The organism is Mesorhizobium sp. CA14 (assembly GCF_020165195.1).
GTDB lineage: Bacteria > Pseudomonadota > Alphaproteobacteria > Rhizobiales > Rhizobiaceae > Mesorhizobium.
Genome location: NZ_JAIUHR010000027.1, coordinates 15099 through 37009 on the forward strand (window position 1 = coordinate 15099; position 21911 = coordinate 37009).

Sequence of the window (21911 nt, forward strand, 5' to 3'; positions counted from 1 at the left end):
GTTTTCCTTTGCGACCGCGTTTTCCTTTGCGCCATGCGGCGCATGCGTCTACAAGCCGCCGACGAATCCGGGAAAGAACAGAAAGAGCCTCGATGCGCCCCTCCAAACGCCAAGCCGACGAAATGCGCGCCATCTCCTTCGAGCGCGGCGTCTCCAAGCATGCCGAAGGCTCGTGCCTGGTGAAGTTCGGCGACACGCATGTGCTTTGCACGGCGAGCCTGGAGGAAAAGGTGCCGGCCTGGATGCGCAATTCCGGCAAGGGCTGGGTTACGGCCGAATACGGCATGCTGCCGCGCTCGACCGGCGAGCGCATGCGGCGCGAGGCCTCGGCCGGTAAGCAGGGCGGCCGCACGCTGGAGATCCAGCGGCTGATCGGCCGTTCGCTGCGCGCCGTGGTCGACCTGCAAGCGCTGGGCGAACAGCAGATCACCGTCGACTGCGACGTGATCCAGGCCGATGGCGGCACACGCACGGCCTCGATCACCGGCGGCTGGGTGGCGCTCCATGATTGCCTGCGCTGGATGGAAGCGCGTCAGATGGTGAGTGTCGCCAAGGTGCTGAAGGACCATGTCGCGGCGATTTCCTGCGGCATCCATGACGGCCAGCCGGTCATCGACCTCGACTACCTCGAGGATTCCTCGGCCGGCACCGACGCCAATTTCGTCATGACCGGCAAGGGCGGCATCGTCGAGATCCAGGGCACGGCCGAGGGTGAGCCGTTTTCCGAAGAGCAGTTCGCGGCGCTGATGGGGCTCGCGAAGAAGGGTATTTCGCGGCTGGTGAGCCTGCAGCAGATGGCGGTGGCTTAGGTTTTCGAATGCCGAGCCTAGGCCCCCCTCTCTGGCCTGCCGGCCATCTCCCCCTCAAGGGGGGAGATTGGATGTCACGCCGACTTTCGCCAATCACCAATCGTGCAGAAGGGGTGCCGGCGCGGCCGCAGCTAATCCCCCCCCTTGAGGGGGAGATGCCCGGCAGGGCAGAGAGGGGGGCCTCGTGATACCCTCCGCAATCCTCGAATCCGCCCTCTACGTCACAGACCTACACGCCGCCGAAGCCTTCTACCGCGACATCATCGGCCTCGAAGCGCTGGGCAAGGTCGAAGGGCGCCACGTCTTCTTCCGCTGCGGTGACGGCGTATTGCTTCTCTTCAATGCCGAGGCGACGAAGATCCCGCCGGCGCCGGACGCTCGGCTGAAGGTGCCGCCGCACGGCACGGCCGGCGAAGGGCATCTCTGCTTTGCGGCAACCGCCGACGAGATCGCCGCATGGCGCAAGCATCTCGCCGCGAACAACATCGCCATCGAAAGCGATTTCGAATGGCCGCAGGGCGGGCATTCGATCTATATCCGCGACCCGTCGGGCAATTCGATCGAATTCGCCGAGCCAAGGATCTGGGATTTCTGATGCATTCGCTTAACGGAAAGAAGATCGTCGTCGCCAGCCACAATGAAGGCAAGCTGCGCGAATTCGTCGACCTGATGGCGCCGTTCGGCTTCGAGGCGAAATCGGCCAAGGAATACGGCCTGCCCGAGCCGGACGAGACCGGCACCACCTTCGAGGAGAACGCCTATATCAAGGCATATGCCGCCGCCAAGGCGACCGGCCTGCCGGCGCTTTCCGATGATTCCGGGCTCTGCGTCGACGCGCTCGACGGCGCGCCCGGTGTCTATACCGCCAACTGGGCCGAGACGCCGGACGGCAGCAGGGATTTCGGCATGGCCATGCAGCGCACTGAGGTGGCGCTACAGGAGGTCGGCGCGACCGAGCCGTCGCAGCGCGCCGGCCGCTTCGTCGCCGTCATTTGTCTCGCATTCCCGGATGGCGAGGCCGAATATTATCGCGGCGAGGCCGAAGGCACGCTGGTGTGGCCGCCGCGCGGCACGCTCGGTTTCGGCTACGATCCGGTGTTCCTGCCCAACGGTTTCGACAAGACTTTTGGCGAGATGAGCGCGGAACAAAAGCATGGCTGGAAGCCCGGCCAGACGACGGCGCTGTCGCACCGCGCCCGCGCTTTCCAGAAATTCGCGCAAGCCCGCCTGGATTTGGGGCGTCTGGACTTGGCCGGGCTAGGATCGGCATGAGCGCGGTCACCATCTCGCTCGACCGCAGCCCCGGCTTCGGCGTCTATATCCACTGGCCGTTCTGCGCGGCCAAGTGCCCTTACTGCGACTTCAACAGCCATGTCCGCCATCAGCCGGTCGACCAGGAGCGTTTTGCGCGCGCTTTCGAGACGGAGCTCAGGACCATGCGCGACCGCACCGGGCCGCGCGAGGTGACCAGCATCTTTCTCGGCGGCGGCACGCCGTCGCTGATGAAGCCGGAAACGGTGGCCGCCGTCCTGGAGGCCGTGGCGAGGAACTGGACGGTGCCGGCCGGCATCGAGGTGACGCTGGAGGCCAACCCGTCCTCGGTCGAGGCCGAGCGTTTCCGCGCCTATCGCGCCGCCGGCGTCAACCGCGTCTCGCTCGGCGTGCAGGCGCTGAACGACAAGGATCTGCGCTTCCTTGGCCGGCTGCACAACGTCGAGGAGGCGCTGCACGCCATCGGCATCGCGCGCGAAATCTTCCCGCGGCTGTCCTTCGACCTGATCTATGCCCGGCCCGGCCAGACGCCGGAAGCATGGGGGGCGGAGCTGGAGCAGGCGATCGGCTACGCCGTCGACCATCTTTCGCTCTATCAGCTCACCATCGAGGAGGGCACGCCCTTCCACGCGCTTTACGCTGCGCGCAAATTCACGCTGCCCGACAACGACCATGCCGCCGACCTCTACGCGCTGACGCAGGAGGTCACGGCGGCGCAAGGCCTGCCGGCCTATGAGATTTCCAACCACGCCCGGCCGGGTGCGGAAAGCCGGCACAATCTGACCTATTGGCGCTATGGCGAATATGTCGGCGTCGGCCCCGGCGCGCATGGCCGCTTCGTCGAGAACGGCCGCCGCACCGTGACGATGGCGGAAAGGATGCCGGAGACCTGGGCCAATCTGGTCGAGGCCAAGGGCCATGGCATAACCGGCGGCGAGATCCTGACGCGCGCGGAAGAAGCCGACGAGTTCCTGCTGATGGGCTTAAGGCTCGCCGAAGGCATCGACCTGCAGCGTTACGAGGCGCTCTCGGGTCGCGGCCTTTCAAGCGCGCGGCTCTCGGTGCTGCAAGAGGAAGGCCTGGTGGCGCCGGTCGGCAATGCAAGGCTGCGCGCCACGAGCGCCGGCATGATCGTGCTCGATGCGGTGGTGGCGGATTTGGCCAGGTAGCTTCTTGAAGAACGTACTTTTCGTCTGCAGCCAGAACCGGCTGCGCAGCCCCACCGCCGAGCAGGTGTTTTCCAAACGCCGCGACATCGAGGATGAGTCGGCCGGCACCAATCACGACGCAGATAACCCGTTGACGCATGAGCTGGTCGCCTGGGCGGACATCATCTTCGTCAATCTTCGTCATGGAAAAGGCACACCGCGCCAAGCTGCAGAAGAGATTCCGGTCGAGCCTGAAGGGTGCCAGGGTGATCTGCCTCGATATTCCGGATGACTACGACTTCATGGACCCGCAACTGGTGCGGCTGCTGGAAGTGAGGGTCGGCAGATATCTCTGAGATGTGGCGCTCCGCGTCGCGTTCGTCATTCTCGGGCTTGACCCGAGAATCCATGCCGTGACCTGTGCAAAAGGCGCGGCGGTGCAGAATTCTGCACCGCTGGCGGAGCTTCGCTGTAACGGCATGGATCCTAGGGTCTACGCTGCGTCGCTTCGCTCCTTGCTTCGCCCTAGGATGACGAAGCAAGGGCCTTCAGCGCCCACACGCGACGCTTCACGCGTCGTGCTTCTGGCGATGCTTGCCGCGGTGCTTCTCGCCATGCGCCTCGCCGTGACGGACAGGCTTCTGGTCGGCCTTGTCGCGGCGCGCGCCGGACTCGGCGGCGATGGGGTGTGGAGGGATGCCCTCGCGGGCGGTCTTGCTTTCAAGTCGGCTGATAAAAATATCGAAGCGATTGGGCATCGTTCGGTCCTGCCTCCTCCCGGGGAATCAGGGGTTAAATTCGCCGATGTGGGTTTCGTTCCGCACTGTGGCAAAGGCAAGGCGATTTCCTTATCTCGACCTCACGTTTTGCAACGGGGCGTCAGCCATGCGAAACAGCCTTGGTTCTTACGCAATTCCGGACGGAAAACCGCGACGCACTTTTCCTGGAATTGCTCGGAATGAGGGGCATTCGGTGACCGGCGACAAACGCAGCTATCTGATCGGGCAAAGCGAGGTCGCGGCGCGGCCGCTTCAGCCGGCGCTTTATCTGGTGGCGACGCCGATCGGCAATCTGGCCGACATCACGCTGCGCGCGTTGGAGACGCTGGCCGCCGCCGACATCGTCGCCTGCGAGGACACGCGCGTCTCGCGGGTGCTGCTCGAGCGCTACGGCATCCGCCGCCGCACCACCGCCTATCACGAGCACAATGCGGGCGAGGCCGGGCCGAAGCTGATCGAGGCGCTGGCCGCCGGACAGAGCGTCGCGCTGATTTCCGACGCCGGCACGCCTTTGGTCTCCGATCCCGGCTACCGGCTGGTCGGCGAGGCGCTGGAGCGCGGCATTCGCGTCGTGCCCATCCCTGGACCTTCGGCTCCGCTTGCGGCGCTGACCGCTTCCGGCCTTCCTTCCGATGCTTTCCTGTTCGCCGGATTTCTGCCCGTGAAGACCGGGCAGCGGCTGACCAAGCTGGAGACGTTCAAGCAGGTGCCGGCGACGCTGATTTTCTTCGAATCGCCGCGCCGTCTGGCAGAGACGCTCGGCGCCATGGTCGAGGCGCTGGGCGGCGCGCGGAAAGCCGCCATCGGGCGCGAGCTGACCAAGACGTTCGAGGAGATGCGCACCGGAACGCTTGCCGAGTTGGCAGACCACTATGCGGCGGCCGACACGCCGAAGGGCGAGATCGTCATCTGTGTCGGTCCGCCCGAAGCGGCGGAGGACCAGCCGGCCGACATCGACCGCCTCCTGCTCTCGCTTGCGGCCGAAATGCCGGCATCGAAGGCTGCAGCGGAAGCGGCAAAAATGACCGGCGGGCAGAAGCAGGCGCTTTATCGGCGACTGCTGGAGCTGAAGGCGGACGGGGATGGCTGAACGCACGGTCGGCCATCGCCGAAAGGCCTATCGGCGCGGCCATCGCGGCGAGTGGCTGGCGGCGCTGGCGCTGATGCTGAAAGGCTATCGCATCCTTGCCCGGCGCCACCGCACCAGGCTCGGCGAGATCGACCTCATCGCCCGGCGCGGCGACCTCGTGCTGTTCGTCGAGGTCAAGGCGCGGCGGACATTGATCGAGGCGATGGAAGCGATCGGCCGCGAATCGGAGCGCCGCATCGAGGGCGCCGCGGATTTGTGGCTGTCGCGCCAGCCGGATTACGGCCGGCTGTCGATGCGCTTCGACATGGTGGCGGTGCTGCCCTGGCGCTGGCCGGTGCATGTCGAGAACGCGTTTTACGGGAAGAGTTGAGGGTCTGCCCAACGGCGATGGGCTGGCGGGACAGCGCCCCCCTCTGCCCTGCCGGGCATCTCCCCCACGAGGGGGGAGATCAGATGTCGCTCTCACTTCGCTAATCGCCAACGTTGCAAGAGGTGGTGCCGCTGGCGGAACTGCTAATCTTCCCCCTCGTGGGGGAGATGCCCGGCAGGGCAGAGGGGGCGCGAAGGAACTCGACGAAGCAGTATAAGAGAGCTCAGTTCACCCCCAGACCATCAGCGCCACCAGCCCGAGCCCTCCAACCACCAGCCGCCACCAGCCGAACAGCGAATAGCCGTTGCGCGAGACGTAATCGAGCAGGAAGCGCACCACGAAGAGCGCGGTGACGAAGGCGGCGATGAAGCCGACGGCGATGATCGGCAAATCGGCCGAGGTCAGCACGTTGCGGTTCTTGAAAAGATCGAAGGCGAAGGCGCCGACCATGGTCGGCATGGCGAGGAAGAAGGAGAATTCGGCCGCCGCGCGCTTGTCGACGCCCATCAGCAGCGCGCCGACGATGGTCGAGCCGGAGCGCGAGGTGCCGGGGATCAGCGACAGGCACTGGAACAGGCCGATCTTGAGATAAACGCTCAACGGGAAGTCCTCGACATCATGGTGGACCGGCTTGAGGTTGATGCGGTCGACGATGAGCAGAACCACGCCGCCGATGATCAGCATGATGCAGATCAGCCGGGGCGATTCGAACAATATGGTCTTGATGAAATCATGCGCCAGCGCGCCGATCACGGCAGCCGGCAGGAAGGCGATCAGGATGCCGATGACGAAATGCCGGGTCTGCGGGTCGCTGGGCAGCTTGATCAGCATCTGCCACAGCTTGCCGAAATAGACGCTGAGGATCGCCAGGATCGCGCCGAGCTGGATCAGGATCTCGAAGGCCTTGCCGGTGGAGTGGAAGCCGAGGAAATGGCCGGCAAGCAGGATGTGGCCGGTCGAGGACACCGGGATGAACTCGGTCAGGCCCTCCAGCAGCCCAAGCAGCAGCGCTTCGACGATGGTCTGGCTTTCCATGGCAACCTCTGCTTTGAATGACGGCTAAGGGAAGGGCTTGCTTGTCATGGGGCGGAAGTCCCCCTATAGGTCGCAGCACCATGACAGTCCCTGGAATCGGGCGGCCAAGACTTACCGGCGCGGCCGGCCAATTGCCAGTGCGCCCTATCATCGCGGAACCATGCTGACGCTTTTCCATCATCCCATGTTCGCCACCTGCCGGTTCGTTCGCCTCGCTTTCGGCGAGTATGGCGAGGAGCTGGCGCTGATCGAGGAAAAGCCGTGGACCCGACGCAAGGAGTTTCTGGCGCTGAACCCCGCCGGCACGCTGCCGATCCTGCTCGCCGAAGGTGACGTGCCGATCGTCGGCGCCATGGTGATCGCCGAATATCTCGACGAGACGCGCGGCGTCTTGAAGCGCGACAAGCGGCTGTTCGCCGAGGACCCGATGCAGCGCGCCGAAATCCGCCGGCTGACCGACTGGTATCTGGCGAAGGCGGAAAGCGAAGTGACGCGGCATCTGGTGCGCGAGCGCGTGCTGAAGCCGGTCATGCCGGAAACCGTCGGCGGCGGCTCGCCGGACTCCGCCGCGATCCGCGCCGCGCGCGCCAACATCCGACAGCACATGAAATACACCAACTGGCTGGCCGGCACGCGCCATTGGCTGGCCGGCAACAAGGTGACCTATGCCGACCTCGCGGCGGCGGCGACGCTTTCCGTACTCGATTATCTCGGCGAGATCGACTGGCGCGAACATGGCGCCGCGCGCGAATGGTACACACGGGTGAAATCACGGCCGTCGTTCCGGCCGCTGCTCTCCGACCGGGTGCGCGGCCTTTCGCCGGTATCGCATTATGCGGACCTGGACTTCTGAAACCTTACGCGCGCTGATCGACGCGGAGGCGCGCCGCGCCGGCTTCGAGGCGGTTGCCGTGACCCGCCCGGACGCGATCCCGCTGGCGCCCGCGCGCTTGGCCGAATTCGTCTCCGACGGTTTCCATGGCTCGATGGAGTGGATCGCCGAGACGCTTGAGCGCCGGGCCGAGCCGTCGACGCTGTGGCCGGAGGTGCGCTCGATCATCGTGCTGGCGATGAATTACGGCCCGGAACGCGATCCGCGCGATGTTCTCGCAAAATCCGACCGCGGCGCGATCTCGGTCTATGCGCAAAACCGCGACTATCACGACGTGATGAAGGGCCGGCTGAAGGAGATCGCCGGCAAGATCGTCGCGCGCGCCGGCGGCGACGTGAAGGTGTTTGTCGATACAGCACCGGTGATGGAAAAGCCGCTGGCGGAAGCCGCCGGGCTCGGCTGGCAGGGCAAGCACACCAATCTGGTCAGCCGCGCGCATGGCTCGTGGCTGTTTCTCGGCACGATCTTCACCACGGCCGAGTTGGAACCCGATCGGGCGGAGATCGACCATTGCGGCTCCTGCCGCGCCTGTCTCGACGCCTGTCCGACGAATGCTTTCCCGGCGCCTTACCGGCTCGATGCGCGACGCTGCATTTCCTACCTGACCATCGAGAACAAGGGGCCGATCCCGCGCGAATTCCGCGAGGCGATCGGCAACCGCATCTATGGCTGCGACGATTGCCTGGCCGCCTGTCCGTGGAACAAGTTCGCCAGCGCGGCTTCGGAGGCGAAGCTTGCGGCGCGCGAGGATCTGCGCGAGCCGCCGCTGTCGGAACTGCTCGCGCTCGACGATGCAGGGTTTCGCTCATTCTTCTCGGGCTCGCCGATCAAGCGCATCGGCCGCGATCGTTTTGTCCGCAACGTGCTGATTGCCGCGGGCAATTCGGGCGACGCTTCGCTGATGCCGATCGCGCGCCGCCTGCTGGGCGACGCCTCACCGCTGGTGCGGGGTGCGGCAATCTGGGCCCTGTCGCGACTGCTCTCCGAGGGCGAATTTGGCAGCGTTGCCGCGACCGCTGCGAAAACCGAGACCGATGCGACGGTCCGGGAGGAATGGCTGGCAGCGCTGGCCGTGAAGGCCGGTTGATGGGGTTTTTGATGGGCGAAAGACGCTTCTTCATTTTCGGGGCCGGCTATTCGGCCAGGGCTTTCGCCAGGGCCAACGAGCAGGGTACACCGATCCTGGGAACGACCCGGGCGCCGGAGAAGTTCGAGGCGCTGCGATCGGCCGGCATCGAGCCGTTGCGCTTCGACGGCGCACTATCGAGCGAGCTGGGTGAGGCGCTTGCAGGGACCACGCATCTCATCGTCTCGATCGCCCCCGACGAGGCCGGCGACCCGGTGCTCAACGCCGCCGGTGAAACGATCCGGGCAAACATGCCGGCGCTGGAGTGGATCGGCTATCTCTCGACTGTCGGCGTCTATGGCGATCATGGCGGCGCCTGGGTGGACGAGACCAGCGACTGCCGGCCGGTGTCGAAGCGCTCGGTGATGCGGGTGGCTGCCGAACAGGAATGGCTGAAGCTTGGCCGGGAGATCGGCAAGCCCGTGGCGGTGCTGCGGCTTTCCGGCATCTATGGGCCCGGCCGCAACGCGCTGGCCAATCTCGAGGACGGCACCGCAAGGCGGCTGGTCAAGCCGGGACAGGTGTTCAACCGCATTCATTGCGACGACATCGCCGGCGCGCTCCGGCTTCTGGCCGACAAGAATATTGGCGGCATCTTCAACGTCACCGATGACGAGCCGGCGCCGCCGCAGGATGTCGTCGCTTACGCCGCCGGGCTGATGGGCGTCACACCGCCGCCGGAAATTCCCTTCGAGACCGCCCAACTTTCGCCCATGGCGCGGTCTTTCTATGGCGAGAACAAGCGCGTCGCGAATCAGGCGATCAAGGCGGCCGGCTACAGCTTCCGGTTTCCCAACTACCGGGTGGCGCTGGAGCGGATGTGGGCCGAGGGCAACTGGCGGGACGGAGAGCCGCGCAGCCCGATGAGAAGATGACGCCGGAGTGAAGCGATCGGACGAGACATCGTGTTCTATTGCCTTGATCGATGAGGGACGCGCGGCGTGGTATGATTCGTTCCTTGACCGGGTTCGCCTGACCGCGCGGCAAAGGGATAGACTGAAGAGGGACCCAGCCTCATGAATTTGCGATCGCTGCCCGACCGCAAGCCGTTCCTGACCGCCGCCCTGGCGTTGTTGGCCCTAGCCGCGCTGGCGGCTGTCGCCATTTCGGCCGAACCGCGCGCCAAGGAGTTGTTCGGCGCCCGAAAACTGCCGGCCGTGGCGCCCGCGCAATCCTTCGGCTTCTATTCCAAAGGCTGCTTCACCGGCGGCGTGGCGCTGCCGATGGACGGCCCGACCTGGGAAGTGATGCGTCCGTCGCGCAACCGGCGCTGGGGCCATCCGGCGATGATCGCGCTGATCGAAAAGCTTTCGCGCGATGCTCAGGCCGACGGCTGGCCGGGGCTTCTGGTCGGCGACGTCTCGCAGCCGCGCGGCGGACCGATGATGACCGGCCACGCCTCGCACCAGATCGGGCTCGACGCCGATATCTGGCTGACACCGATGCCGAAGCGGCCGCTGACCATCGCGCAGCGCGAGACTATGAGCGCGGCGCTGATGGTCGACGAGAAGACGCATCTGGTGAAGGACGCACTGTGGACGCCGGCGCATACGCGGCTTTTGAAGCGTGCGGCGAGCTATCCGGAGGTCGAGCGCATCCTGGTCAATCCAGGCATCAAGAAGAAGCTCTGCGACACCGTCACCGGCGACCGCTCCTGGCTGCGTAAGATCCGGCCGTTCTGGGGCCATGACTATCATTTCCATATGCGCATCGGCTGCCAGCCGGGCTCGCCCTTCTGCAAGGGGCAGGAAGCGACGCCGGACAACGATGGCTGCGGCAAGCCGCTTGCCTGGTGGTTCACCGAGGAGCCGTGGCGGCCGAACAAGAACCCGGATGCGCCCAAGGCGCGCGACCTGATGACGATGGCCAACCTGCCCAAGCAGTGCCAGGACGTGGTCAACGCACCGGACGCGCCCTCGCTGGAAGCGGTCACCTATCATGGCGGCGGCGGCGCGACGGTCGCCGTGGCCGAGCCTCAGCCGACCGAGCCGGCGGAAACGATCTCCAGCGGTAACGCCGCGATCCCGGCGGCGGCAAGCGCTTTCGCGCCGACGCCAAAGATCGGCATTCCGCTGCCAAGGCCAAGGCCGGGGAACTAGAGCAATTCCAGGAAAAATGCACGGCGGTGTTACCCCGGAATTGCGAAAAAAACAAAGAGTTGGAGGGGTTCAGCGATTCCATAAACGCTGAACCGCTCTAACGCCGGAGCTAGGCGTCTAACTGGCAAGATAGGCGCCGCCCCTCATCGCCCTGCCGGGGCACTTCTCGCCGTATAGCGACGGGGAGAAGGGGCCGTCCGCACCCTTGGCGCCTTTCTTGCGACGCTGGCAATTGGCGAAACCGGCGACGACCGCGCCCTCTCCCCGTCACTATACGGAAGAGGATGCCGGCAGGCAGGTGAGGGGCAGCACGAACGCTGAAAGGGAGGGGAAGCCGGAAGCGAAGCCGCTTTCACTTTGCGGGCCCATGCGCTAGTTCAACGAACAGACAAGTGCCAGATGGCTAGGAACGGGACGCGCGAAAAAAATGCCAGGCGAGAATGACACAGCGCTGCGGTTTCCGGTCCTGATCGGCGACATTGGCGGCACCAATGCGCGCTTCTCGATCGTGCTCGACGCCAATTCGGAAGCGACCGAGCCGCAGATCGTCCAGACGGCGAATTTCAAGACCATCGACGAGGCGATCCAGGCGGCGGTGCTCGACCGTTCGTCCATCCAGCCGAACTCGGCGGTGCTGGCGGTTGCCGGGCCAGTGGACGGCGACGAGATCCCGCTCACCAACTGCCCTTGGGTCGTAAAACCCCGGCAAATGCTCGCCAATCTGGGCCTGGGCGAGGTCGTCGTGCTCAACGATTTCGAGGCGCAGGCGCTGGCGGTGGTGGCGCTCGGCGAGGAGCATATGGAAAAGATCGGCGGCGGCACGCCGGAACCCCATGCGAGCCGTGTCGTGCTCGGCCCCGGCACGGGTCTTGGCGTCGCCGGGCTGATCTATGGGCTCAATCACTGGATCCCGGTGCCGGGCGAGGGCGGCCATATGGATATCGGCCCGCGCACGCCGCGCGACTTCGAGGTGTTCCCGCATATCGACAAGCTGGAAGGCCGCATCTCCGGCGAGCAGATCCTGTGCGGTCGCGGGCTGGTCAACGTCTACCGCGCCGTGGCCAGGACGGACGGCAAGCCGACGCCCTTGACGACGCCGGCCGAGATCACCGCGGCCGCGCTCGCCAAAACCGATCCGGTGGCCGAAGAGGCGCTGGAACTGTTCGTCACCTGCCTCGGCCGCACGGCCGGGGATCTGGCGCTGGTGTTCATGGGCCGCGGCGGCGTGTTCCTCACCGGCGGCATCGCGCAAAAGATCGTGCCGGCGTTGAAGGCAGGCAATTTCCGCGCCGCCTTCGAGGACAAGGCGCCGCACAGCGCGCTGATGCGCGAAATGCCGATCTATGTCATCACCCATCCGCTGGCGGCCCTGCTCGGCCTTGCCGCCTATGCCAGAACGCCTTCGCTGTTCGGCGTGCAGACGGCTGGGCGGCACTGGCGGGCCTGACCGCGCCCGGTTTCGGGATGTCGACCGGCCGCCGCGACGAAGTTTCGCCATAGGCAAGTCGTAGCCGGGGCGTTAAGAGGATGCCGGAAATGCGGCCCATCCGACACGCGGAAAACCACGAAGCGCCCCTGATTTGACTGTTCAAACTCCCCTCAAACTGAAAGTCCAGCCCGCCGAGGTGAGCGCGGTGCTGCGCCGCATCCTGGCTGAAAACGGCAAGGAATACCGCTGGACCTATGTCGTTGCCGTCGCCTGCCTGCTGATTGTTTCCGGCACCACCGCCTTCACGGCGTGGATCATGGCCCCGATGATCAACCAGATCTTCTACGAACGGCGCAGCGACATGATCTTCTGGATCTGCGCCGGTTTCATGGGCGCCTCCCTGCTGCGCGGCTTCGCCGGCTACGGCCAGGCCGTGGCGCTGGCCAGGATCGGCAACAATCTGGTCGCCCGCTACCAGAAGCGCAGCTTCGACCATCTGATGAAGCTCGGCGTCAACTTCTTCAACGAGACGCGTTCCGGCCGGCTGGCGGCGCAGGTCAACGAGAATGTCGGCGGCATTCGCGACCTGCTGTCGCTGACGCTGACCTCCATCAGCCGCGACGCGGTCTCGCTCGTCGCCCTTGTCGGCGTGATGATCTACCAGGATCCGGTGTTGTCGCTCAGCTCGTTGCTGATCGGGCCGCCGCTGATCTGGGCAGTCGTCTACATCACCCGCCGGCTGCGGCGGATCAACCGGGAATCCGTGCTGATCAACTCGCGGCTGAACGGGTCGGTGCAGGAGGCAACCCAAGGCATCGCCATCGTCAAGGCCTTCACCCTGGAGGACGAGCTGGCGCGCCGCATCGGCACCATGGCCGACGCCGCCGAGCAGCGTAACAACAAGATCGCCCGCGTCGCGGAGCGGCTGTCGCCGATTTCCGAGATTCTGGGCGGCCTCGCCATCACCGCCGTGCTGGCCTATTCCGGATATCGGGCGCTGGTGCTTGGACAACCGCCGGGCGCGGTGTTCTCCTTCATCACCGCGCTGATCATGGCCTACGACCCGGCAAGACGCCTGGCGCGCACGCAGGTCGGCATGGAACGCGCGCTGGTCAATGCGCGCATGATCTACGAGCTGCTCGATCTTGAGCCGAAGCAGAGCGATGCGCCCGACGCCGTCGAAGCAAAGGTCACCACCGGCGAGGTGCGCTTCAACAATGTGACATTCGGCTACAGCGCCGACATGCCGGTGTTGCGGGATCTGAGCTTTACCGCCGCGGCCGGCAAGGTCACAGCCATCGTCGGCGCCTCGGGCGCCGGCAAGTCGACGATCGTGGCGCTGCTGCAGCGCTTCTACGACGTCGACAGGGGCTCGATCGAGGTCGACGGCCAGGATATATCGAAGGTTACGAAGCATTCGCTGCGCCAATCGATCGCCTATGTGGCGCAGGCGCCTTATCTCTTCGAAGGCACGATCCGCGACAACATCCGCTACGGCCGGCTGTCGGCCACCGACGCCGAGATCGAGCAGGCGGCGAAACAGGCGGCCGCCGACGAGTTCATCCGCCAGCAGCCGCAAGGCTACGACACGCCGGTCGGCGAAGGCGGCTCGACGCTTTCCGGCGGCCAGCGGCAGCGCGTGTCGATCGCGCGCGCCATCGTGCGCCACGCGCCGATCCTTTTGCTCGACGAGGCCACCTCGGCGCTCGACAACGAGGCTGAGGCGCGCGTCCAGGAAGCGCTGACCCATGTGATGGACGGGCGCACGACGATCGTGATCGCGCATCGGCTTTCGACGGTGGTCAATGCCGACCACATCATCGTGCTGGAAGAGGGTCGGCTGGTCGAGGAAGGCACGCATGCCTCGCTGATGGCCGACCCGCACAGCATCTATGCCCGCTTCCACCGGATCCAGGGCAAGAAGGGGCTAGGGCTTGTCGACGACGTCAAGGCAAGCCAGACTTCGGCCCAAACTCCCGCACCGCGCAGCCGCGCCAAGAAAACCGTCAGGAGAAGCGCATGAGTGAAGCCGGCGATATGGGCCTGGTGGTGGTTGGCGCCGCCGGCCGCATGGGCCAGACGCTGATCCGCGCCATCCACTCCATGCCCGGCGCGCGCGTCGCCGCCGCGATCGAGCGGCCGGACTCGGCCCATCTCGGCAAGGATGCAGGTGAGCTTGCCGGCATCGGCATCATCAACGTGCCGATCGTCGACAACCCGCTGCCGGCCTTCGCCAAGGCCGATGGCGTGCTCGATTTCACCGCGCCCGCGGCAAGTGTCGAATTCGCCGGCTATGCCGCGCAAGCGCGTATCGTCCATGTCATCGGCACCACCGGCTGCTCGGCCGAGGACAATGCGAAGATCGCCGCCGCCGCGCGCCATGCGACGGTCGTAAAATCCGGCAATATGAGCCTCGGCGTCAACCTTTTGGCGGTGCTGGTCGAGCAGGCCGCGAAGGCGCTCGATCCGGAAGATTTCGACATCGAGATCCTGGAGATGCATCACCGGCACAAGGTCGACGCGCCGTCCGGCACTGCGCTGCTGCTCGGCGAGGCGGCGGCGAAGGGGCGCGGCATCGATCTTGCCGACAACAGCGTGCGGGTGCGCGACGGCCATACCGGCGTGCGCAAGACAGGCTCGATCGGCTTCGCGACGCTGCGCGGCGGCTCCGTCGTCGGCGACCACAGCGTGATCCTTGCCGGCACCGGCGAGCGCATCACGCTGTCCCATCACGCCGAGGACCGGGCCATCTTCGCCCGCGGCGCCGTCAAGGCCGCGCTTTGGGCACGCGGCAAAAAACCCGGGCTTTATTCCATGCGGGACGTGCTCGGCTTGAGCTGAGGCGTCTCTCTTCCGCAAAATCTCGAAGGAGCAAACATGTCGGGAACTCTCGTGCTCGTGCGCCACGGCCAGAGCGAATGGAACCTGAAGAACCTGTTCACCGGCTGGCGCGACGTCGACCTGACGGACCAAGGCACCGCCGAGGCGCTCGCGGCCGGCGAGAAGCTCAAGACGCGCGGCCTGAAATTCGACATCGCCTACACGTCTGCCTTGAAGCGGGCGCAGAAGACCTGCCAGCACATTCTCGACATCGTCGGCCAGAGCGAGCTCAAGACGATCCGCGACCAGGCGCTCAACGAGCGCGACTATGGCGACCTCTCCGGCCTCAACAAAGATGACGCGCGCAAGAAGTGGGGTGAGGAGCAGGTGCATATCTGGCGCCGCTCCTACGACATCGCGCCGCCCGGCGGCGAAAGCCTGAAGGACACCGGCGCGCGCGTGTGGCCCTATTACCTGCACGAGGTGCAGCCGCATGTGCTGCGCGGCGAGACGGTGCTGGTCGCCGCGCACGGCAATTCGCTGCGCGCTTTGATCATGGCGCTGGACGGCAAGAGCGGCGAGGAGATCGTCAAGCTCGAGCTCGGCACCGGCGTGCCGGTGATCTACAAGCTCAACGCCGATTCCACCGTGGCGAAGAAGGACGTGCTGGAGGGGTGAGCTTCCTTTCCAAGCGGCTGGCCTTTGGCGATGGCGTGCATGGCAGCTTGGCGCATGCATTGTCTTATGTAGCGCTGGTCGACCCCCACTCCGTCTCGGCTTCGCCGAGCCACCTCCGATCGACGGGGGAAAGGAAAGGCGCCAAGCTTTTTGCCGTCAACGCCCGTCCAGCAACGCTCCCTTCCTTTCCCTCCGGAGGGGGGAAAGGTGGCGCTGCGAAGCAGCGACGGATTGGGGGGCCCACGTGGCAATCAAGCGGAGGCCCGATCGGTCACGCTGGTCACAGATGATGCGTGCATGCCGTAGCCCGTTCACGAGGAGAAATGCCCGGCAGGGCAATGAGGGGCAGCGCGACGCCGGGAAGAAGGAGAGCCGGCGCCGACGAAAAAACCGCGTTGACACATATCGTTTGCCCGCTTACATGAGCGCCCACCAGCCCAGATGGCGGAATTGGTAGACGCGCACGGTTCAGGTCCGTGTTCCGCAAGGAGTGGAGGTTCGAGTCCTCTTCTGGGCACCATCCTTCGCTCTTGGAGCTTCGGATGGCAGGCCATCCCGGAGCTCCAAGAGCGAAGGGTCGCTATTCATCCCGACTGCCAACGGGATAGCGCTTCCGAGATTTACGACATTCGCGATTGGCCCGTGGCCTCTGAGCTGTAGGCTGTGGCCCAACCTCCCCTTTCGGCCAGTCCCCCGAACAAACCGCTTCAAACCAGCCGCTCCTGACGCTACGGTCCGCCCATGGCCCCTTCCGTCAGCCCGACCATCGCCGCCCGCCGCGACCAGATGTTTCCCGTCCTGACCGACGCGGACATCGAACGCATGCGCCGCTTCGGCGAGGCGCGCGCCTACGCCGCCGGCGATCACATCGTGACGGCCGGCACGGTTTCGCCAGGCGTGATCCTCATCCTGTCGGGCAAGGTCGACATCACCCAGGCCGGCGGGCTTGGCTCGCGCGAGCCGATCATCACCTACGGCGCCGGTAATTTCGTCGGTGAGCTGGCGCAGTTGTCGAACCGGCCGTCGCTGGTCAATGCCGAGGCGAACGGGCCGGTCGAGGCGATCGTCATTCCCTCGCAGCGGCTGCGCGACCTGATGGTACAGGAGGCCAATCTCGGCGAACGCGTCATGCGGGCGCTGATCCTGCGCCGGGTCGGCCTGCTCGAAAGCGGCGCCAGCGGCCCGGTCGTGATCGGGCCGCCCGGCAATGGCGACGTACTGCGGCTGCAGGGTTTTTTACGGCGCAGCGGACTTCCTCATCGCGCTCTCGATTCCGATACCGACCCCTGCGCGAAAACGTTGATCGAGCGTTTCCATGTCGACCCGCACCATCTGCCGATTGTGCTCTGCCCGAACGGCAAGCTGATGCACAATCCGGGCGAGAACGAGCTTGCCCGCTGCGTCGGCCTGCTGCGGCCGATCGATGCCAGCAAGGTCTATGACGTGGCGATCGTCGGCGCCGGGCCGGCCGGGCTGGCCGCGGCGGTCTATGCCGCTTCCGAAGGGCTTTCGACCATCGTGCTCGATTGCCGCGCCTTCGGCGGACAGGCGGGCGCCTCGGCGCGCATCGAAAATTATCTCGGCTTCCCGACCGGCATCACCGGCATGGCGCTGATGGCGCGCGCCTACAACCAGGCGCAGAAATTCGGCGTCGAGATGGTCATTCCCGACGAGGCGAAGCTGCTGGACGACGCCGGCGATGGCGCCCGCTACCAGCTTGCCATCGGCGACGGCGAGAGCGTGCGCTCACGCGCGGTGGTGATCGCCAGCGGCGCGCGCTACCGCCGCCTCGATATTGCGAACCTCGCGCAATTCGAGGGGACCTCGGTGCATTACTGGGCCTCGCCGATCGAGGCGCGGCTTTGCCAAGACCAGGAGGTGGCGCTGGTCGGCGCCGGCAATTCGGCTGGACAGGCGGCCGTCTATCTGGCGAGCCAGGTGCGCAAGGTGACGCTGCTGGCACGCCGCGACAGCCTCGACGCCACCATGTCGCGCTATCTGGTCGAGCGCATCGCGGCGCAGCCCAACATCGAAGTGCTGACGGAGACCGAGGTGGCGGCGCTGGAGGGCCATGACGGCAACCTCGAAGCGCTGCGCTGGCGCAACCGGACGACCGGCGAGGAGACGACGCGCGCCATCCGCCACCTCTTCCTGTTCATCGGCGCCGATCCGAACACCGACTGGCTGGCGAATTGCAACGTGGCGCTGGATGCCAAGGGCTTTGTGCGCACCGGGCCCGACACGACACCGGGGCACGGGCCGATGGAGACCAGCCGAAGCGGCGTGTTCGCCATCGGCGACGTGCGCTGCGGCTCGACCAAGCGTGTCGCGGCCGCCGTCGGCGAGGGCGCGCAGGTGGTCGCGGCATTGCATGCCTATCTGGCGCAAAAAGCTGAACCCGCGAGGAGACCGTGATGGACGAATGCAGGCACACCAAGGACATCAAAAAGGTCACGCCGAGCGCGCTGGGCTGCGAGGAATGCCTGAAGGGCGGCTCCTGGTGGGTGCATCTCAGGCTCTGCAGGACCTGCGGCCATGTCGGCTGCTGCGACGACTCGCCCAACCGCCACGCGACAAAGCATTTTCATGCCACGCAGCATCCGATCATCGAGGGCTACGACCCGCCCGAAGGCTGGGCCTGGTGCTTCGTCGACGAAGTGTTCATCGACCTCGAAGGCGATACGACGCCGCAGAACGGGCCGATTCCGAAGTTTGTCTGAGGTAATCCGACCGGTAGTTCCGGCTTAGCGCACCGAGCTCGTCACGGTCGGATCGACGGCATCGGGCACGGATTTGCGCTCATTGCCGGCGAAAATGCCAATGAGGAGGAGGCTGAGCACAACCGGCACAAACAGGATGGCGACGCGCGCCTGCACGTAAAAGATGGCACGCCATTCATTTCGCTTTTCAGGGCTGTCGTTCATCATGTTCGCTCTGTTGTGCCTCCCGGGGAGGGGCATAGAGACGAAGCGTTAAACATCTCCTTCCGATTCGGTTAACGCGGATACCCAACCCCCGCGTACACGATCGGGTAATGACACCGTCATTACAGTCTGCTATTCTCAGGCCATGAAACACGAATCTCCCGATGAGGCTTCCAAGAGAAGCACGCTGAATATCCGCATCAAGACCGAAGAGCGCGGCCTGATCGACGAGGCCGCGCGCGTACTTGGCAAGACGCGAACGGATTTCATACTCGATGCCGCCCGGCGCATGGCCGAGGATACGTTGCTTGACCAGACGCTCATCAAAGTCTCGCCGGAGGCTTATGCGGAATTTCTAGCCTTGCTTGATGCGCCAGCCAAACCCAACGAGCGGCTCACCAAGCTGATGAACGCACCTCTTCCCTGGAAGAGCAAGTGACGCTCCAGCCCCCGGTGCCGCTGGACCGCAGCCACGATCTATCCTCGTTCTCATCCGGCGTTCCGGTTCTCGACGATTGGCTGAAGCGTCGGGCGTTGGCCAATCAGGAGAGCGGCGCGACGAGGACTTTCGTCGTCGGCTTGAATAAAACGATCGTTGCCTATTACGCGCTCGCCTCCGGCAGTGTCATTGCGAGCCAGGCGCCGGGCCGTTTCCGCCGCAACATGCCAGATCCAATTCCGGTTGCCATTCTTGCTCGGCTCGCAATTGATGTCTCCTACCAGCGCAGTGGCCTCGGGCGTGCGCTGGTGCAAGATGCTTCTCGCCGGGTGATGAACGCGGCGCAGTCGCTTGGCATTCGCGGTATCTTGGTCCACGCGATCTCTGAAGAAGCGCAAACCTTCTATGCGAAGTTGGGATTCAGTCCCTCGCCTCTCAACCCGATGACACTGATGGTTTCGCTGGCCGATTTGCGTCAGGCGATTACCGAACCGAATATTTAACGATATCAACCCGCCAGCCGGTGAGCAGCGCCGCTCACACGGCTTTCAAGGCGAACAGCCTCCCACCCGCCGGCACGATGTCGTCGATGCCGGCAAGGCGCAGGCAGTGCCAGGCCATGGCGTGGTTGGAGGAGGTGACCGGAATGCCGATGCGCCGCTCCAGCTCGGCGACCGCTTCCGCCACACGCAGGCTGGTGCAGGAGATGAAGATCGCGTCGACGCCAGGCACTTCGGCCATGCGCTCGGCGGCCGCCTCGATCGAATCCAGCGAGATGCGGGCCGCCTCGCGGTCGTCGCGCCGGTCGAAAGTGGCGACGGCTGATATGTCGAGGCCGCGGCCGGTGAAGTAGCGGACAAGGCCCTGGTTGATCTCCGGCGCATAAGGCGTCAGCAGGCCGATGCCCTTGACGCCGAGCGCCTTGAAGGCGGCCAAGGCGCCGGTGACCGGGGTGGTGCAGGCGACGCCCGGCCGCGCCTTCCTGATCTCGGCAAAGACGGCTTCCTCGCCGAGCGTCATGGTGGCCGAGGTGCAGCCGAAGCCGACGACGTCGAGCGGGATGCTGGGCAGGATCAGGTCGACGGTGGGTGCGATGCGCGGGCCGATGGCGCGCAAAGTGTCGGGCGTGATGTCGTTGTCGTTGAACAGGCGCGCCTCGTAGAAGGCGACGCCCGGAATGCGGATCAGGGCGCGGAACTCGTGCTCCAGCGTCTGGTCGGTGGCGAGGATCGCGAGCCCAATCGCCGCGCGCGAGGCGAGGCCCCCATCAATCTCGGAAGGCAGCACGCCCAAGTCGACAGGCTTGGGGTCGACAGGCCCTGACGATTGAGGGCGGGTAGCGGCCGCGCTGACAGACATGGCATTCCCTTTCCTGGTCGATCCCTTCGGGAGCATGCTCTCAATTCAGAAGTCCATCCATCGAAATCGCCGGCTTGCGGCCGGCAATCAGGTCGGCGGTGATGCGGGCCGAGCCATGCGACATGGTCCAGCCGATATGGCCGTGCCCGGTGTTGAGGTAGAGGTTGCTGAGGCGGCGCTGTCCGAATTCGGGCAGATTGTTGGGCGTCATGGGCCGCAAGCCCGCCCACATCTCGGCACGGTCGTAATCGGCGCCTTCGGGATAGAGCTCCTCGGCCACGCCCTTCATGAAGGCGAAATCGGCCGGCTTGTGGCTGGTGTCGTAGCCGGCGAATTCGGCGGTAGCGGTGACGCGCAGCCGGTCGCCGAAGCGCGAGACGGCGACCAGATTGTGCTCGTCGATCGCGGCGATGGTCGGCGGCCGCGGCTGGTTGCCGATCGGAATGGTCAGCGAATAGCCCTTGATCGGATAGATCGGCAGGCTGATGCCGACCGTCTTCGCGATCAGCGGGCTGTAGGAGCCGAGCGCCAGCACATAGGCATCGCCCTTGACGCTTCCCTTGTCGGTCAGCACCCGGGCGACGCCGTCGCCGGATGTCTCGATGCCGGTGATGGTTGTGCCGGTGCGGATCTCGCCGCCGCGCTCGACCACTTTTGCGGCCAGCGCGCGGGTGAACTTCGCCGGATCTCCGGTCTCGTCGGTCGGGCAATGGATGCCGCCGGCGATCTTTTCCTTGGCCGAAGCCAGCGACGGGTCGAGCGCGACGATGCCGTCGCGGTCGAGCACCTTGATCAGCTGGCCGTCGGATTCGAGCAGCTTCATGTGCTCGACGCCTTTGTCGAGCGCCTGCTGGCTGCGGTAGAAATAGAGGATGCCGCGATCGTTGCAGTCGTATTCGATCCGCTCGTCGGCGACGACCTCGTGCAGGACGGATTGCGAATAGACGGCCAGCCGATGCTTGAGCAGCGTGTTGCGCCTGGCCTTCCCGGCCGTGCATTCCATCAGGAACAGCCAGGACCAGCTGTAGAGCCGGGGATCGGCCGAAAGCCTGAAGCGCAGCGCCTGGTCCTTCATCACCAGCGATTTCAAGAGGATCATCGGCGCCCTGGGCGACGACCAGACGAAGGAATGCCCCGGCGCGATCATGCCGGCATTGCCCCAGCTGGTCTCGGCGGCAACCTGCGGCTGGCGCTCGACGATGACGACCTCGTGCCCGTCCTTCTGCAGCTGGTAAGCGGTGGTGACGCCGACCACGCCGCCGCCCAACACGATCACGCGCATGGCGCCTCCAAAATCACGAGTGGGTACACTTTAGGGATGTCATCCAAAATCCAGGTAGTGGGCCAGTTTGAAATTCATGCGACAGGCAACGAGACTGAGCGCTCTGGGCCATCCCCTTGATCATAAAGGTAGAGAGTGACGGCACACTCAAATCGTTGACCCCAAACAATCGCGTCCGAGAGGGCACAGCCCAACAATTCGTCGTAAACGAGATCATCGGCTTGATAATCCATTTCGTCACTGTCGGGGACGTTGTGATCATTGGAAGTAGCCTCCGCAACAGCATTCACTTTGCGCCAACGGTACGGTCTAGTACGCCGGTCGATGATGTTCGTTATCACTTGGCATTACTCCGGGTTC

23 protein-coding genes, 1 tRNA gene and 1 pseudogene are annotated in these 21911 nt (G+C 65.2%); 20 read left to right on the forward strand and 5 right to left on the reverse strand.

From position 1 onward, the window contains the following. Nucleotides 1-92 precede the first annotated feature (92 nt). From rph to LB565_RS23425, 5 genes and pseudogenes are all read left to right on the forward strand, one after another. Nucleotides 93-809, forward strand: coding sequence for a ribonuclease PH (gene rph / locus LB565_RS23405; RefSeq protein WP_224588263.1), 717 nt, complete (start codon nucleotides 93-95; stop codon nucleotides 807-809). 184 nt (nucleotides 810-993) lie between these two features. Beyond that, on the forward strand, nucleotides 994-1404 hold the full coding sequence (locus tag LB565_RS23410; protein WP_224588266.1) for a VOC family protein: 411 nt from the start codon (nucleotides 994-996) through the stop codon (nucleotides 1402-1404). Further along, entirely contained in the window at nucleotides 1404-2081 is a 678-nt protein-coding gene (gene rdgB / locus LB565_RS23415; protein ID WP_224588268.1) for an RdgB/HAM1 family non-canonical purine NTP pyrophosphatase, read from the forward strand. Before LB565_RS23410 ends, rdgB begins: the two co-directional genes overlap by 1 nt. Beyond that, on the forward strand, nucleotides 2078-3250 hold the full coding sequence (gene hemW / locus LB565_RS23420; protein WP_224588269.1) for a radical SAM family heme chaperone HemW: 1173 nt from the start codon (nucleotides 2078-2080) through the stop codon (nucleotides 3248-3250). The genes rdgB and hemW overlap by 4 nt, the downstream gene beginning before the upstream one ends. A gap of 4 nt (nucleotides 3251-3254) precedes the next feature. After that, nucleotides 3255-3585: pseudogene (locus tag LB565_RS23425) on the forward strand (low molecular weight protein tyrosine phosphatase family protein). Nucleotides 3586-3798: 213 nt separating this feature from the next. On the opposite strand, the gene LB565_RS23430 reads toward LB565_RS23425, so the two are convergent. Further along, entirely contained in the window at nucleotides 3799-3987 is a 189-nt protein-coding gene (locus tag LB565_RS23430; protein WP_095767932.1) for a hypothetical protein, read from the reverse strand. A gap of 214 nt (nucleotides 3988-4201) precedes the next feature. Between LB565_RS23430 and rsmI the strand changes: the two genes are divergently transcribed. Then, complete coding sequence (gene rsmI, locus LB565_RS23435; protein ID WP_224588270.1) at nucleotides 4202-5098, forward strand: 16S rRNA (cytidine(1402)-2'-O)-methyltransferase; 897 nt, start codon at nucleotides 4202-4204, stop codon at nucleotides 5096-5098. Further along, the gene (locus LB565_RS23440) at nucleotides 5091-5468 is read left to right on the forward strand and encodes a YraN family protein (protein WP_095767933.1); all 378 of its coding nucleotides are present in this window, start codon (nucleotides 5091-5093) and stop codon (nucleotides 5466-5468) included. Before rsmI ends, LB565_RS23440 begins: the two co-directional genes overlap by 8 nt. Nucleotides 5469-5696: 228 nt before the next feature. On the opposite strand, the gene LB565_RS23445 is transcribed toward LB565_RS23440, so the two are convergent. Next, a complete protein-coding gene (locus tag LB565_RS23445) occupies nucleotides 5697-6503 on the reverse strand; it encodes an undecaprenyl-diphosphate phosphatase (protein ID WP_224588273.1) in 807 nt (268 codons plus the stop codon). 160 nt (nucleotides 6504-6663) lie between these two features. On the opposite strand from LB565_RS23445, the gene LB565_RS23450 reads away from it, so the two are divergent. The 11 genes from LB565_RS23450 to LB565_RS23500 all read left to right on the forward strand — a co-directional run bounded on the left by LB565_RS23450 (nucleotide 6664) and on the right by LB565_RS23500 (nucleotide 18267). Continuing rightward, the gene (locus LB565_RS23450; protein ID WP_224588275.1) at nucleotides 6664-7356 is read left to right on the forward strand and encodes a glutathione S-transferase family protein; all 693 of its coding nucleotides are present in this window, start codon (nucleotides 6664-6666) and stop codon (nucleotides 7354-7356) included. Continuing rightward, nucleotides 7337-8482: a tRNA epoxyqueuosine(34) reductase QueG gene (gene queG, locus LB565_RS23455; protein WP_224588277.1), complete on the forward strand. Its 1146-nt coding sequence runs from the start codon at nucleotides 7337-7339 to the stop codon at nucleotides 8480-8482. Before LB565_RS23450 ends, queG begins: the two co-directional genes overlap by 20 nt. Nucleotides 8483-8493: 11 nt before the next feature. Further along, a complete protein-coding gene (locus LB565_RS23460) occupies nucleotides 8494-9396 on the forward strand; it encodes an SDR family oxidoreductase (RefSeq protein WP_224588279.1) in 903 nt (300 codons plus the stop codon). A 141-nt stretch (nucleotides 9397-9537) separates the two neighbouring features. Beyond that, nucleotides 9538-10620 carry a penicillin-insensitive murein endopeptidase gene (mepA, locus tag LB565_RS23465; protein ID WP_224588281.1) on the forward strand — a complete coding sequence of 361 codons (1083 nt, stop codon included), beginning with the start codon at nucleotides 9538-9540 and terminating at the stop codon, nucleotides 10618-10620. 427 nt (nucleotides 10621-11047) lie between these two features. Further along, a complete protein-coding gene (locus LB565_RS23470; RefSeq protein WP_224588283.1) occupies nucleotides 11048-12067 on the forward strand; it encodes a glucokinase in 1020 nt (339 codons plus the stop codon). A gap of 133 nt (nucleotides 12068-12200) precedes the next feature. Further along, nucleotides 12201-14072 carry an ABC transporter ATP-binding protein gene (locus LB565_RS23475; RefSeq protein ID WP_224588285.1) on the forward strand — a complete coding sequence of 624 codons (1872 nt, stop codon included), beginning with the start codon at nucleotides 12201-12203 and terminating at the stop codon, nucleotides 14070-14072. Then, a complete protein-coding gene (gene dapB, locus LB565_RS23480) occupies nucleotides 14069-14890 on the forward strand; it encodes a 4-hydroxy-tetrahydrodipicolinate reductase (protein WP_224588287.1) in 822 nt (273 codons plus the stop codon). The genes LB565_RS23475 and dapB overlap by 4 nt, the downstream gene beginning before the upstream one ends. A gap of 36 nt (nucleotides 14891-14926) precedes the next feature. Then, a complete protein-coding gene (locus LB565_RS23485; RefSeq protein ID WP_224588289.1) occupies nucleotides 14927-15547 on the forward strand; it encodes a 2,3-bisphosphoglycerate-dependent phosphoglycerate mutase in 621 nt (206 codons plus the stop codon). 435 nt (nucleotides 15548-15982) lie between these two features. Next, a tRNA-Leu gene (locus LB565_RS23490) sits at nucleotides 15983-16067 on the forward strand. Between the two features lie 221 nt (nucleotides 16068-16288). Next, nucleotides 16289-17962: an FAD-dependent oxidoreductase gene (locus LB565_RS23495; RefSeq protein ID WP_224588291.1), complete on the forward strand. Its 1674-nt coding sequence runs from the start codon at nucleotides 16289-16291 to the stop codon at nucleotides 17960-17962. Continuing rightward, complete coding sequence (locus LB565_RS23500) at nucleotides 17962-18267, forward strand: UBP-type zinc finger domain-containing protein (RefSeq protein ID WP_224588301.1); 306 nt, start codon at nucleotides 17962-17964, stop codon at nucleotides 18265-18267. Before LB565_RS23495 ends, LB565_RS23500 begins: the two co-directional genes overlap by 1 nt. Before the next feature lie 24 nt (nucleotides 18268-18291). On the opposite strand, the gene LB565_RS23505 is transcribed toward LB565_RS23500, so the two are convergent. After that, nucleotides 18292-18474, reverse strand: coding sequence for a hypothetical protein (locus LB565_RS23505; RefSeq protein ID WP_112128832.1), 183 nt, complete (start codon nucleotides 18472-18474; stop codon nucleotides 18292-18294). A gap of 142 nt (nucleotides 18475-18616) precedes the next feature. Between LB565_RS23505 and LB565_RS23510 the strand changes: the two genes are divergently transcribed. Further along, on the forward strand, nucleotides 18617-18910 hold the full coding sequence (locus tag LB565_RS23510; RefSeq protein ID WP_224588303.1) for a DUF1778 domain-containing protein: 294 nt from the start codon (nucleotides 18617-18619) through the stop codon (nucleotides 18908-18910). Next, nucleotides 18907-19413 carry a GNAT family N-acetyltransferase gene (locus LB565_RS23515; RefSeq protein ID WP_224588305.1) on the forward strand — a complete coding sequence of 169 codons (507 nt, stop codon included), beginning with the start codon at nucleotides 18907-18909 and terminating at the stop codon, nucleotides 19411-19413. The genes LB565_RS23510 and LB565_RS23515 overlap by 4 nt, the downstream gene beginning before the upstream one ends. A gap of 34 nt (nucleotides 19414-19447) precedes the next feature. Here the strand turns inward: LB565_RS23515 and LB565_RS23520 are convergent, their stop codons facing one another. Both LB565_RS23520 and LB565_RS23525 read right to left on the reverse strand, forming a co-directional pair. Continuing rightward, nucleotides 19448-20269 (reverse strand): aspartate/glutamate racemase family protein, encoded by an 822-nt coding sequence (locus tag LB565_RS23520; protein ID WP_224588307.1) that lies wholly within the window; start codon nucleotides 20267-20269, stop codon nucleotides 19448-19450. A 40-nt stretch (nucleotides 20270-20309) separates the two neighbouring features. Further along, nucleotides 20310-21551 carry a D-amino acid dehydrogenase gene (locus LB565_RS23525; RefSeq protein WP_224588309.1) on the reverse strand — a complete coding sequence of 414 codons (1242 nt, stop codon included), beginning with the start codon at nucleotides 21549-21551 and terminating at the stop codon, nucleotides 20310-20312. Nucleotides 21552-21911: the final 360 nt, after the last annotated feature.

Excerpts from the sequence above, each read along its gene's own strand:
- LB565_RS23495 (WP_224588291.1), top strand. The coding sequence starts at position 16,289 with ATGGCCCCTTCCGTCAGCCCGACCATCGCCGCCCGCCGCGACCAGATG.
- LB565_RS23445 (WP_224588273.1), bottom strand. The coding sequence starts at position 6,503 with ATGGAAAGCCAGACCATCGTCGAAGCGCTGCTGCTTGGGCTGCTGGAG.
- LB565_RS23510 (WP_224588303.1), top strand. The coding sequence starts at position 18,617 with ATGAAACACGAATCTCCCGATGAGGCTTCCAAGAGAAGCACGCTGAAT.
- LB565_RS23430 (WP_095767932.1), bottom strand. The coding sequence starts at position 3,987 with ATGCCCAATCGCTTCGATATTTTTATCAGCCGACTTGAAAGCAAGACC.
- LB565_RS23505 (WP_112128832.1), bottom strand. The coding sequence starts at position 18,474 with ATGATGAACGACAGCCCTGAAAAGCGAAATGAATGGCGTGCCATCTTT.
- rph (WP_224588263.1), top strand. The coding sequence starts at position 93 with ATGCGCCCCTCCAAACGCCAAGCCGACGAAATGCGCGCCATCTCCTTC.
- hemW (WP_224588269.1), top strand. The coding sequence starts at position 2,078 with ATGAGCGCGGTCACCATCTCGCTCGACCGCAGCCCCGGCTTCGGCGTC.
- dapB (WP_224588287.1), top strand. The coding sequence starts at position 14,069 with ATGAGTGAAGCCGGCGATATGGGCCTGGTGGTGGTTGGCGCCGCCGGC.
- LB565_RS23460 (WP_224588279.1), top strand. The coding sequence starts at position 8,494 with ATGGGCGAAAGACGCTTCTTCATTTTCGGGGCCGGCTATTCGGCCAGG.
- rdgB (WP_224588268.1), top strand. The coding sequence starts at position 1,404 with ATGCATTCGCTTAACGGAAAGAAGATCGTCGTCGCCAGCCACAATGAA.
- LB565_RS23500 (WP_224588301.1), top strand. The coding sequence starts at position 17,962 with ATGGACGAATGCAGGCACACCAAGGACATCAAAAAGGTCACGCCGAGC.
- LB565_RS23485 (WP_224588289.1), top strand. The coding sequence starts at position 14,927 with ATGTCGGGAACTCTCGTGCTCGTGCGCCACGGCCAGAGCGAATGGAAC.
- mepA (WP_224588281.1), top strand. The coding sequence starts at position 9,538 with ATGAATTTGCGATCGCTGCCCGACCGCAAGCCGTTCCTGACCGCCGCC.
- LB565_RS23525 (WP_224588309.1), bottom strand. The coding sequence starts at position 21,551 with ATGCGCGTGATCGTGTTGGGCGGCGGCGTGGTCGGCGTCACCACCGCT.
- LB565_RS23470 (WP_224588283.1), top strand. The coding sequence starts at position 11,048 with ATGCCAGGCGAGAATGACACAGCGCTGCGGTTTCCGGTCCTGATCGGC.
- LB565_RS23440 (WP_095767933.1), top strand. The coding sequence starts at position 5,091 with ATGGCTGAACGCACGGTCGGCCATCGCCGAAAGGCCTATCGGCGCGGC.
- queG (WP_224588277.1), top strand. The coding sequence starts at position 7,337 with ATGCGGACCTGGACTTCTGAAACCTTACGCGCGCTGATCGACGCGGAG.
- LB565_RS23520 (WP_224588307.1), bottom strand. The coding sequence starts at position 20,269 with ATGTCTGTCAGCGCGGCCGCTACCCGCCCTCAATCGTCAGGGCCTGTC.
- LB565_RS23450 (WP_224588275.1), top strand. The coding sequence starts at position 6,664 with ATGCTGACGCTTTTCCATCATCCCATGTTCGCCACCTGCCGGTTCGTT.